The 12,025-nt window shown below is 42.2% G+C and carries 12 protein-coding genes; 9 read left to right on the top strand and 3 right to left on the bottom strand.

Annotation, left to right across the window (positions count from 1 at the left end; translation table 11 throughout):
* Nucleotides 1–84: 84 nt before the first annotated feature.
* The 9 genes from rfaQ to ACJHW7_RS15955 are packed head-to-tail and all read left to right on the top strand — an operon-like array spanning nucleotide 85 to nucleotide 8,947.
* Entirely contained in the window at nucleotides 85–1,143 is a 1,059-nt protein-coding gene (gene rfaQ / locus ACJHW7_RS15915) for a lipopolysaccharide core heptosyltransferase RfaQ (RefSeq protein WP_000360402.1), read from the top strand.
* Nucleotides 1,140–2,264 carry a glycosyltransferase family 4 protein gene (locus ACJHW7_RS15920; protein ID WP_000634246.1) on the top strand — a complete coding sequence of 375 codons (1,125 nt, stop codon included), beginning with the start codon at nucleotides 1,140–1,142 and terminating at the stop codon, nucleotides 2,262–2,264. Before rfaQ ends, ACJHW7_RS15920 begins: the two co-directional genes overlap by 4 nt.
* Nucleotides 2,257–3,054 (top strand): lipopolysaccharide core heptose(I) kinase RfaP, encoded by a 798-nt coding sequence (gene rfaP / locus ACJHW7_RS15925; protein WP_001295235.1) that lies wholly within the window; start codon nucleotides 2,257–2,259, stop codon nucleotides 3,052–3,054. Before ACJHW7_RS15920 ends, rfaP begins: the two co-directional genes overlap by 8 nt.
* A gap of 15 nt (nucleotides 3,055–3,069) precedes the next feature.
* Nucleotides 3,070–4,086 (top strand): lipopolysaccharide 3-alpha-galactosyltransferase, encoded by a 1,017-nt coding sequence (gene waaO, locus ACJHW7_RS15930; protein ID WP_001272734.1) that lies wholly within the window; start codon nucleotides 3,070–3,072, stop codon nucleotides 4,084–4,086.
* A gap of 16 nt (nucleotides 4,087–4,102) precedes the next feature.
* The gene (locus tag ACJHW7_RS15935) at nucleotides 4,103–5,098 is read left to right on the top strand and encodes a glycosyltransferase family 8 protein (protein WP_001001720.1); all 996 of its coding nucleotides are present in this window, start codon (nucleotides 4,103–4,105) and stop codon (nucleotides 5,096–5,098) included.
* 9 nt (nucleotides 5,099–5,107) lie between these two features.
* A complete protein-coding gene (gene rfaY / locus ACJHW7_RS15940; protein WP_000633089.1) occupies nucleotides 5,108–5,800 on the top strand; it encodes a lipopolysaccharide core heptose(II) kinase RfaY in 693 nt (230 codons plus the stop codon).
* A gap of 25 nt (nucleotides 5,801–5,825) precedes the next feature.
* Nucleotides 5,826–6,854, top strand: coding sequence for a glycosyltransferase family 8 protein (locus ACJHW7_RS15945; protein WP_001469522.1), 1,029 nt, complete (start codon nucleotides 5,826–5,828; stop codon nucleotides 6,852–6,854).
* Nucleotides 6,855–6,885: 31 nt separating this feature from the next.
* A complete protein-coding gene (locus ACJHW7_RS15950) occupies nucleotides 6,886–7,659 on the top strand; it encodes a glycosyltransferase family 25 protein (protein WP_001626263.1) in 774 nt (257 codons plus the stop codon).
* Nucleotides 7,660–7,693: 34 nt separating this feature from the next.
* Nucleotides 7,694–8,947 carry an O-antigen ligase family protein gene (locus tag ACJHW7_RS15955; protein WP_000453197.1) on the top strand — a complete coding sequence of 418 codons (1,254 nt, stop codon included), beginning with the start codon at nucleotides 7,694–7,696 and terminating at the stop codon, nucleotides 8,945–8,947.
* 47 nt (nucleotides 8,948–8,994) lie between these two features.
* Here ACJHW7_RS15955 and rfaC read toward each other — a convergent pair whose 3' ends face one another.
* The 3 genes from rfaC to rfaD are packed head-to-tail and all read right to left on the bottom strand — an operon-like array spanning nucleotide 8,995 to nucleotide 11,946.
* Nucleotides 8,995–9,954 carry a lipopolysaccharide heptosyltransferase RfaC gene (gene rfaC / locus ACJHW7_RS15960; protein WP_001264583.1) on the bottom strand — a complete coding sequence of 320 codons (960 nt, stop codon included), beginning with the start codon at nucleotides 9,952–9,954 and terminating at the stop codon, nucleotides 8,995–8,997.
* Nucleotides 9,955–9,957: 3 nt separating this feature from the next.
* Nucleotides 9,958–11,004 (bottom strand): ADP-heptose--LPS heptosyltransferase RfaF, encoded by a 1,047-nt coding sequence (gene rfaF / locus ACJHW7_RS15965; protein ID WP_021557328.1) that lies wholly within the window; start codon nucleotides 11,002–11,004, stop codon nucleotides 9,958–9,960.
* A 9-nt stretch (nucleotides 11,005–11,013) separates the two neighbouring features.
* Nucleotides 11,014–11,946 carry an ADP-glyceromanno-heptose 6-epimerase gene (gene rfaD / locus ACJHW7_RS15970; RefSeq protein WP_000587750.1) on the bottom strand — a complete coding sequence of 311 codons (933 nt, stop codon included), beginning with the start codon at nucleotides 11,944–11,946 and terminating at the stop codon, nucleotides 11,014–11,016.
* Nucleotides 11,947–12,025: the final 79 nt, after the last annotated feature.

A 12,025-nucleotide genomic window follows, 5' to 3' on the forward strand; every position in this document is an offset into this window, starting at 1 on the left:
ATTCAGGTAGCTGTTGAGCCTGGGGCGGTAGCGTGCTTTTTCTGCTTCACCTTAATCGGATAATCTCAACAAAAAGAGTTACTTGTGGATAAGCCATTTCGAAGAATTTTGCTCATTAAGATGCGTTTTCATGGGGATATGTTATTAACTACTCCCGTCATTAGTTCGCTGAAAAAAAATTACCCTGACGCAAAAATCGATGTGCTGCTTTATCAGGACACCATCCCGATCCTGTCTGAAAATCCAGAGATTAACGCGCTCTACGGCATAAAAAATAAAAAAGCAAAAGCCTCAGAAAAAATTGCCAACTTTTTTCATCTCATCAAGGTATTACGTGCCAATAAGTATGACCTTATCGTCAATCTTACCGATCAATGGATGGTTGCTATACTGGTTCGCTTATTAAATGCTCGTGTGAAAATTTCCCAGGATTATCATCATCGGCAGTCTGCTTTTTGGCGTAAAAGTTTCACCCATTTGGTGCCGTTGCAGGGTGGAAATGTGGTGGAAAGTAACTTATCCGTGCTGACACCATTGGGACTTGATTCGTTGGTGAAGCAGACAACCATGAGTTACCCGCCTGCAAGCTGGAAACGTATGCGTCGCGAACTTGATCACGCTGGTGTTGGACAAAATTATGTGGTTATCCAACCTACGGCGCGGCAAATCTTCAAATGCTGGGACAACGCCAAGTTTTCCGCTGTGATTGATGCCTTACATGCTCGTGGTTATGAAGTCGTTCTGACGTCCGGCCCAGATAAAGACGATCTGGCCTGCGTCAATGAAATTGCGCAGGGATGCCAGACGCCACCAGTAACGGCGCTGGCTGGAAAGGTGACCTTCCCGGAACTTGGTGCGTTAATCGATCATGCGCAGCTGTTTATTGGCGTTGATTCCGCACCGGCGCATATTGCCGCTGCAGTTAATACGCCGCTGATATCGCTGTTTGGTGCGACAGATCATATTTTCTGGCGTCCCTGGTCAAATAACATGATTCAATTCTGGGCGGGAGATTACCGGGAAATGCCAACGCGCGATCAGCGTGACCGAAATGAGATGTATCTTTCGGTTATTCCGGCGGCAGATGTCATTGCTGCTGTCGATAAATTACTGCCCTCCTCCACGACAGGTACGTCGTTATGATCGTTGCTTTTTGTTTATATAAATATTTTCCCTTTGGCGGTTTGCAGCGTGATTTTATGCGTATTGCTCAGACAGTCGCCGCCCGAGGTCATCATGTTCGGGTTTATACCCAGTCGTGGGAAGGCGAATGCCCTGATGTATTTGAACTGATCAAAGTGCCGGTTAAATCGCATACCAATCACGGGCGCAATGCGGAGTATTTTGCCTGGGTGCAAAAACATTTACGCGAACATCCCGTCGATAAAGTCGTTGGATTCAACAAAATGCCGGGGCTGGACGTTTATTATGCCGCTGATGTTTGTTATGCCGAGAAAGTAGCGCAGGAAAAAGGCTTTTTCTATCGCCTGACGTCACGTTATCGCCATTATGCCGCCTTTGAGCGGGCAACCTTCGAACAGGGTAAGCCGACACAGTTGCTGATGCTGACAGATAAGCAAATCGCCGATTTCCAGAAACATTATCAGACTGAAGCGGAGCGTTTTCATATTCTGCCACCGGGGATTTATCCTGATCGTAAATATAGCCAGCAGCCAGCCAATAGCCGTGAAATCTTCCGTAAGAAGAATGGAATAACCGAACAACAATATTTATTGTTGCAGGTCGGTTCAGACTTCACGCGTAAAGGTGTCGATCGTTCCATTGAAGCACTTGCTTCGTTACCGGATTCGCTGCGCCACAACACATTGCTATATGTTGTTGGGCAGGATAAACCGCGAAAATTTGAGGCGCTGGCAGAAAAACGCGGCGTGCGCAGTAATGTTCACTTTTTCTCGGGGCGCAATGATGTCTCGGAATTAATGGCGGCGGCGGATTTATTACTGCATCCTGCCTACCAGGAAGCGGCGGGAATTGTGCTGCTGGAAGCGATTACTGCAGGATTACCGGTACTAACAACAGCCGTTTGTGGCTATGCGCATTATATTGTCGACGCCAATTGCGGCGAGGCTATTGCTGAGCCATTCCGCCAGGAAACATTGAATGAGATTTTACGCAAAGCGTTAACGCAATCTTCATTGCGCCAGGCCTGGGCGGAAAATGCGCGACATTATGCTGATACACAAGATTTATACAGTCTGCCAGAGAAAGCGGCGGATATCATAACGGGTGGTCTGGATGGTTGAACTTAAAGAGCCGTTTGCCACGTTATGGCGCGGTAAAGATCCTTTTGAGGAAGTTAAAACCTTGCAGGGTGAGGTATTTCGTGAACTGGAAACTCGCCGTACTCTGCGCTTTGAAATGGCGGGCAAAAGCTATTTTCTCAAATGGCATCGCGGCACGACCCTGAAAGAGATAATCAAAAATTTACTCTCATTGCGGATGCCAGTATTAGGCGCAGACCGCGAATGGAATGCGATTCATCGACTGCGGGATGTCGGCGTTGATACTATGTATGGGGTGGCATTCGGCGAAAAAGGCATGAATCCGCTGACCAGAACCTCGTTTATTATTACCGAAGATCTGACACCAACCATCAGTCTGGAAGATTACTGTGCTGACTGGGCGACCAACCCACCAGATGTTCGCGTAAAGCGTATGCTTATTAAGCGTGTCGCGACGATGGTGCGCGATATGCATGCTGCGGGCATTAACCATCGTGACTGTTATATCTGTCATTTCCTGCTGCACTTGCCTTTTTCCGGTAAGGAAGAGGAGTTAAAAATTTCGGTAATTGACCTACACCGGGCGCAGCTTCGCACGCGCGTTCCACGTCGTTGGCGCGATAAAGATCTTATAGGGCTTTATTTTTCTTCAATGAATATCGGCCTGACTCAGCGGGATATCTGGCGGTTTATGAAAGTGTATTTTGCCGCCCCGCTTAAAGACATTCTCAAGCAGGAACAAGGACTGCTGTCGCAAGCAGAAGCAAAAGCCACAAAAATCAGGGAAAGAACGATTCGAAAATCGTTGTAATTTCCGGAGAGAAATATGAGTGCCCACTATTTTAATCCACAAGAGATGATCAATAAGACAATCATCTTCGATGAAAGGCCAGCGGCGTCAGTGGCATCATCATTCCATGTTGCTTATGGCATTGATAAAAACTTTCTTTTTGGTTGTGGTGTTTCAATCACGTCAGTTTTGTTACATAACAACGACGTGAGTTTTGTTTTCCACGTTTTTATTGATGATATCCCTGAAGCCGATATCCAGCGTTTAGCCCAATTGGCGAAAAGCTATCGTACCTGTATCCAGATCCATCTAGTAAATTGTGAACGGCTTAAGGCATTACCGACGACCAAAAATTGGTCTATTGCCATGTATTTCCGTTTTGTAATTGCAGATTACTTTATTGATCAACAAGATAAGATCCTTTACCTGGATGCTGATATCGCCTGTCAGGGAAACTTAAAGCCGCTGATAACAATGGATCTTGCCAATAACGTTGCTGCTGTTGTTACTGAACGCGATGCTAACTGGTGGTCGTTACGGGGTCAAAGTCTGCAGTGTAATGAACTTGAAAAGGGTTACTTTAATTCAGGTGTCCTGTTAATTAATACACTAGCGTGGGCGCAGGAGTCCGTTTCTGCTAAAGCGATGTCGATGCTTGCTGATAAAGCCATCGTTTCCCGTTTAACCTATATGGATCAAGATATCCTTAATCTTATCCTGTTAGGGAAAGTTAAATTCATTGATGCTAAATACAATACGCAATTTAGTTTAAATTATGAATTAAAAAAATCATTTGTTTGTCCAATTAATGATGAAACCGTATTAATTCATTATGTCGGCCCGACAAAACCCTGGCATTACTGGGCCGGTTATCCAAGTGCGCAACCTTTTATCAAAGCCAAAGAAGCATCGCCCTGGAAAAATGAACCGTTAATGCGGCCAGTTAACTCAAACTATGCTCGTTATTGCGCCAAGCATAATTTTAAACAAAACAAACCAATTAACGGGATAATGAATTATATTTATTATTTTTATTTAAAGATAATAAAATGAAATTGAGGAAAGTTAAATGAATGAATTTATAAAAGAACGGTTTTCGTATTTAGCAGATAATAAAAAAGAAAACGCCCCAGAGCTAAATGTTTCCTACGGTATCGATAAGAATTTTTTGTATGGTGCTGGCGTTTCAATTTCTTCCGTTTTGATTAATAATTCAGATATTAATTTTGTCTTTCATGTTTTCACTGATTATGTGGATGATGATTATTTAAAGTCATTTAATGAAACAGCAAAACAATTTAATACCTCAATTATTGTATATTTAATTGACCCCAAATACTTTGCTGATCTGCCGACGTCACAGTTTTGGTCGTACGCGACATACTTCAGGGTATTGTCTTTTGAATATCTGAGTGAAAGTATTTCCACACTGCTGTATCTGGATGCCGATGTTGTTTGTAAAGGAAGCCTGAAACCTCTCACAGAAATTATATTTAAAGATGAGTTTGCTGCGGTCATTCCTGACAATGATAGTACTCAGGCGGCATGTGCAAAACGCCTCAACATTCCCGAAATGAATGGACGTTATTTCAATGCAGGCGTTATCTATGTCAATCTTAAAAAATGGCATGAAGCAAATTTGACACCGTATTTACTCAAACTTTTACGAGGGGAAACTAAATATGGCTCTCTTAAATATTTAGATCAGGATGCGTTGAATATCGCATTTAATATGAATAATATCTACCTTGCGAAGGATTTTGATACTATTTATACCCTGAAAAACGAACTTTATGATCGTAGTCATCGAAAGTATCAGCAAACCATTACCGATAAAACAGTGTTGATTCACTATACAGGGATAACTAAACCATGGCATAGCTGGGCTGGATATCCGTCTGCATCATACTTTAATATCGCGCGTGAACAATCTCCCTGGAAGAAATATCCTCTTAAAGAGGCGCGGACTGTTGCAGAAATGCAGAAACAATATAAGCATCTGTTTGCCCATGGTGAGTATATAAAAGGCATAACTTCATTAATTAAGTACAAGCTTAAGAAATAAATTACTCTTATGATTACAAGTATACGTTATCGCGGCTTCTCATTTTATTACAAAGATAATGATAATAAATATAAAGAAATCTTTGATGAAATACTGGCCTATAATTTTAAAACAGTAAAAGTATTACGTAATATTGATGATACCAAAGTATCTTTGATTGATACGAAATATGGTCGCTATGTTTTTAAAGTCTTTGCTCCGAAAACGAAAAGGAATGAACGTTTTTTAAAATCTTTTGTAAAAGGTGACTACTATCAGAATTTGATCGTTGAAACCGATCGTGTCAGAAGTGCAGGTCTTACTTTTCCTAATGATTTTTATTTTCTGGCTGAGCGTAAAATTTTCAACTATGCCAGTGTTTTTATCATGCTTATCGAGTATGTCGAGGGCGTAGAGCTCAATGATATGCCGATTATTCCAGAAAATGTTAAAGCAGAAATTAAGGCTTCAATGGAAAAATTGCATGCCTTAAATATGCTATCGGGCGACCCACACCGGGGTAACTTTATCGTTAGTAAAGATGGTGTCAGGATAATTGACCTATCCGGTAAAAGCTGTACGGCAGAGCGTAAAGCTCGTGATCGTCTGGCCATGGAACGTCACCTGGGTATTGTCAACGAAATAAAAGATTATGGCTACTATTCAGTAATCTACAGAACCAAACTACGCAAATTTATTAAAAAATTAAAAGGCAAAGCGTAAACCACACAGTCAAAACGGAACCAACATGGATTTATTAGCTGAGAGTATTACTGAAGTCGCTGTCTCTGGGGAAATTGCTAACACCGATCGTGTGTTAAATATCGCTTACGGTATTGACCGTAACTTTTTATTTGGTGCGGCAGTATCTATGCAATCAGTTGTTATGCATAACCCGGACCTTGCGGTTAAGTTTCATCTCTTTACCGACTACATTGATGAAGATTATCTACAACGTGTTAATGCTTTTACCAGCAAAAATGCTAACGTTGAAGTAAGAATTTATAAAGTATCCAGTGCCTTTATTGATATCTTCCCCAGCCTGAAACAGTGGTCTTATGCAACATTCTTCCGCTTAGTTGCGTTCCAGTATCTGAGTGAAACTATTGAAAATCTGTTATATATCGATGCTGATGTCATCTGTAAAGGCTCATTAGCTGGATTGCTTGATATTAATTTTGATGGCGATAAGTTCGCGGCTGTTATTAAAGATGTGCCTTTTATGCAGGAAAAACCAGCGAAGCGTCTGGCTATAGAGGGACTTCCAGGGAATTATTTCAACGCCGGTGTAGTATATCTGCAGCTTGAAGCATGGGCGAAAAATGATTTTATGAATAAAGCCATTGCTATGCTGGCAAGTGACCCGCAGCACACGAAATATAAATGCCTTGATCAGGATATTTTAAATATTCTGTTCTTTGGTCATTGTATTTTTATTAGCGGCGATTATGATTGCTTTTATGGCATTGACTATGAGTTAAAAAATAAAAGCGATGAAGATTATAAAAAGACCATTACCGATGATACTAAGCTGATTCATTATGTTGGCGTAACGAAGCCCTGGAACGACTGGACGAATTATCCCTGCCAGAAGTATTTTAATGAGGCTTATCAGGCTTCTTGCTGGAATGATGTGGCGTTTATTCCAGCCACGAATGAAAAGCAGTATCAAGTGAAATCCAGACATTTGAAAAGAAATGGTAATATTGCATCTTCATTTTACTATTTCATGCTCTATTATAGTAAGAAAATAGCGCGTAAGCATTTTTCCAAATAATTATTAAGATTAATCATCCAGAGATTTTTTAATGAACTTGCCCATTTATATTGTCTCACTTAAAAGAGATATTGAGCGAAGAAATAAAATAAATGATGTTTTTCATCGATTAAATATTAATTTTGATTTTTTTGATGCCATAGATGCTAAAGACCCTCAAAATAAAGAAATTATTGATAAAATGAGATTAAGTGGTGTCGGCGCAGAAATGACTGATGGAGAAATTGCTTGTACATTAAGTCATCAACTTATATATCAGGATATGATAGATAAAAATATAGAATGGGCAGTCATTCTCGAGGATGATGTTATCGTCAATGAGAAATTTAAAAAATTTCTGCAATATTTTAATCTTTCTGAAAAAGACAAGTTAAAACATAATAATTTGTATTTGCTTGGAGGACAGAAAGGATTACATGATTATCCGGTATTGGGGCAAAGCCTTTTTAGTAAAGTTAAGGTAAGTACTTGTACTTTTCGGCGTGTTAATTTCAATAAAAATAAAATTCGGCGTACATGTTCATATTTGATGAATAAAGATATGGCACAAAAGTTGCTCAAATTGACAAAGGATTATGGCACCTATCGAGCTGATAGCTGGAAGTTAATGCATCAACATAATATTATAAAAGAGTTTTATTTAGACGAAATAATATTACATCCTATTTTAAATGAGTTTAATAGTCATCTTGAAAGTGAAAGACTATTAACATCGGAAAAAAAACAACCTAGAACAAGGCTTCAGAAAAGAATGAAGTTTATACGCTCCTGGATAAAGGTGGCTTTTTTTTCTCTTTTGAAATGAGATTGTTAATTTCAATTTGTTGTGAGATATTAACGTGGAAGTAAAAATTGAGCAATTTCGAAATAATAGCTGTAATTTTATTTTTTTATTGTATTTAATCGGTTTGTTGTTTGTGCCAATTGATCTTAATATCACCACTAAAATAATTAATGCGACAGGTGCATTTTCTCTTTTCTTATTAATTGTAAATAAAAAGCATAATTATAATAAAAATGTCATTATATTAATTCTTGGTTTACTTCTTTTGGGTGCAATGAACCTGATATGGTATGAATTTTATAAAACAGAAGATGTAGTATATAGAAATGCTTATCGAGGCTACCTTGAGTCTGGAAAACTATTAGTATTTAGCTCGTTGACATTTTTATTACTAAGTAAAAATAAATTCAGGCAAAATGAAAAACTACATTTTATTTCAGCTATCTTAGTTCAAATAATCATGCTATGTAGAGCATATTATCAAGGGATATATTTGCATGCAGACCGCATTCCCCTCTCCGCAATGAATGGGAATATTGGTCAGATGGGGGCAGCGACTATTGCGGCTTATGTGATTACATTCACTACTTTATATTCTTCAATTGTATTCATCAAAATGCAATCGAAATATAAATGGTTTCTATTTTATGCCAACTTTGCTTTAAGCTTTGCAGCAGTGATGATGACAGGAACGCGTGCGGCAATTTTTACATTCCCACTTATGATTATGGTCATATTATTTCTTCAGCATCGTGATCAAAAAGTGTTTTTATTTAAAGGATTGAGTGGTGTTTTTATATTGCTACTTGCTTGTGGTTTGATATTTAATAAGGAAATTGAGAGGCGAATTAATTCATTAAAAGCTGATGTTATTTCATATGCTACAAAAAATAACAGTCAATCCTCGGTCGGAGCACGTTTTGCAATGGTTAACGCAGGAATTAAAGGAAGTCCTGATGGTTTTAATTGGCAATCTCTTGAGCAGCGTGCTGAAAAGATAAAAGCATTAAGTGCAGACAATAATATTTATAGTGGAGCTTTATTATTCCTTGATGTACATATGCATAATGAAATTGTTGAAGCTCTTTCCACGAAAGGGAAAATTGGTCTTCTTGTTCTTATTATGTTCTATGTTGCAATTATCTACTACTGTATCCGGGAGAAAAAATATATACTTTTGGTTTTCCCTGCTTCTATTATGTTATTTGGCATTAGTGATGTCATTACGCATGCTAAACCAATACCGGCATCATGGATTGTGTGCCTCTTCCTGTCTATATCGTTTTTGAGTAAAAAAGAACCGCAATAATAAAAACGTTGATTAAGTAAGTGGGTATAATGCCCACTTACTATTTATTAAATCAATGTAATTTCTTTATAAACAGCCGCTGCTTCTAAATTATTTAAACTCTTTAGCGGAGCCCTGCAAACCATCTGATTCTTCCCATATCCGCCAATTAATCCCGGATCGGTTGGTCCATAAACCGTGATATTGGGTCTATCCAGTGCCGCCGTTAAATGGCTTAACCCCGTATCCACCGACACTACAAATTTAGCCCCGGCCAGCACGCGGGCAACGCCTTCCAGACTCATCTTCGGCAATACTTCAACATAAGCAAATCCTTCCGCCAGTCGTTTCGCCCGTTCTTCCTCATGCGGCGCGCCCCACGGAAGTTTAATCCGTATTCCTGAATCAGCCAGTAAACCAATCAATTCTCGCCAGTGTTCTTCCGGCCAGTGTTTATCATCACGGGTCGTCGCATGAAGAAATACGGCATATTCGCCAGCATCTGTAGGCAGGTTCGTCAGAAAATGCTGTGCGATAGCATAATCGCCCTGGGTTTGCGGTTTGCTATAGCCCAAACTTTTGGCAAATAGTTCGCGGGTGCGTTCTACGGCGTGCTGCTGTTTTGCAATATGATGCTTACGATTGTAAAACAGGCTGGCTAAAGGTTCGCGAGCGGTTTGCCAGTCCATGCCATGCTTTACGCCATGCGCCAGACGCGTCACCAGCGCCGCGCTTTTTACCAGCCCCTGAGCGTCGATAACTGCGTCATAGTTCTCTGCTTGTAGCGCTTCACGAAACGCTTTGCGTTCCGCTTTTATGGGGGCCGAGAACCAGGCTTTACGCCAGCGACGTATTGCCACAGGAATAACTCGCTCAACGGCAGCGTGCCAGGAAGGAATCTGTGCGAACCCTTCTTCCACCACCCAGTCAAACTTAATCCCTGGGATTGCCTGCTGGGCATCAGTGAGTGCGGGCAACGTATGGAGAACATCGCCCATCGACGATGTTTTAACGATCAAAACCCGCATCCGTCAGGCTTCCTCTTGTAACAATAGCGCGTTGAGTTCTTCCAGTACGCGCTGGGGAGTAATGTCGATTAAGCTCTGGTGATAACCCTCCGCAGCGTCACCTTTACGCACTTTGTGATAGCCGGTAATCAAACGGATCACGCGCGCTTTATGGGATAGCGGCGGTGTGAAGTCCGGGCTACTCGGACCATACAGGGCAACCAGCGGACGATTGAGCGCCGCCGCAACATGCATCAGGCCAGAATCGTTAGTGACAATGGCTTTACAGGCTGCAATCAGGATAACCGCTTGATCAAGCTGTGTTTCCCCCGCCAGGTTCCGACACCATGCCTGCTGCTCGGTATTCAAAGCGGCAAGAATCTCATTGCCCGCTTCATGATCTTTCGCCGAGCCAAACAGAACCACCTGATAACCTTCATCAATCAGCTGCTTTGCCAGCTCCGCATAGTGGTAGTGTGGCCAGCGTTTTGCCGGACCAAACTCCGCACCCGGGCAAAAACCAATCATCGGACGTTCTGATGAAAGCGAAAATTGATTACAGGTATATGATTTTTCACCTTCGCTCACCTGCAATTGCGGCCATAACAACGGTTTTGGTAGATCTTGTGCGGTACGCATAATGCCTTTGTCATAGGCCAGCGCTATATAGCGTTCCACCATTAGCGGCCAGGCTTCTTTATCGAGCACGCGTACATCGTTGAGTAAACCGTAGCGCATCTCGCCGCGCCAGCCGGTGCGATGAGGAATACCCGCGAAGAAAGGCACTAATGCAGATTTGAAGGAGTTGGGTAAGACGTAGGCGCGGTCGTAGCGCTTTTCACGCAGACTATGACCCAGTTTGCGGCGTTCGCCGATTTCCAGCGCTCCGTGACCGAGAGGCATAGGAATAGCTTCGTTAACTTCCGGCATCCGCGATAATAATGGACGGCACCATGCCGGTGCCATCACATCGATTATCGCCTGGGGATAGCGCGCCTGGAGCGTGCGATAGAGACTTTGCGACATCATCATGTCGCCAACCCAAGACGGGCCGATCACCAGTATTTTCATGCAGAGCTCTTATGCGTCGCGATTCAGCCAGGCCATGTATTCCGTTACACCTTCAGCAACGGTTTTGAACGGTTTGTCGTAACCCGCCGCGCGCAGATTTGTCAGATCTGCCTGAGTGAACGCCTGATAGCGGCCTTTCAGTTTATCCGGGAACGGAATGTATTCGATCTGGCCTTTCTTGTGATAAGCCAGCGTAGCATCAGCTACAGCCTGGAAGGATTCCGCACGACCAGTACCGAGATTGAAGATGCCGGAAACGCCATTTTCCAGGAACCACAGATTCACATCAGCCACGTCGCCCACATAGACGAAGTCGCGTTTGAAGTTCTCGCTACCTTCAAACAGCTTCGGTGATTCACCGTTGTTAAGCTGGGTGTTGAGATGGAAAGCGACGCTCGCCATGCTGCCTTTATGGCCTTCACGCGGTCCATAAACGTTGAAATAACGGAAGCCAACAATCTGCGAGTTCGCTTCAGGCAGGATTTGACGAACATATTCATCAAACAGGAATTTTGAGTAACCGTAGACGTTCAACGGTTTTTCGTACTCGCGGGATTCAATAAAGTCGGAGGTGCGTCCGCCGTAGGTGGCCGCGGAAGATGCATACAGGAACGGGATTTCGCGCTCCAGACAGTAGTGCAGCAGCTCTTTGGAGTATTGATAGTTGTTATCCATCATATACTTGCCATCCCACTCGGTGGTGGAAGAGCATGCGCCTTCGTGGAAAATCGCTTCGACATCGCCGAACTCTTCGCCAGCCATAATCTGGATCAGGAAGTCTTCCTTATCCATATAGTCCGCGATATCCAGATCCACCAGGTTCACAAACTTGGTGCCGTCTTTCAGGTTGTCCACCACCAGAATATCGGTGATGCCTTTATCATTCAGGGCCTTAACGATGTTGCTGCCGATAAAGCCCGCGCCGCCGGTAACGATGATCATAACTGTAACCTTCGAATTATGGAGTCAGAGACAATCTCAGACACGAATACTTCTATCATATCACTACACGGCGTTGGCT

The sequence above is a fragment of the Escherichia sp. WS1152 genome (assembly GCF_046487665.1).
Lineage (GTDB): Bacteria > Pseudomonadota > Gammaproteobacteria > Enterobacterales > Enterobacteriaceae > Escherichia > Escherichia coli.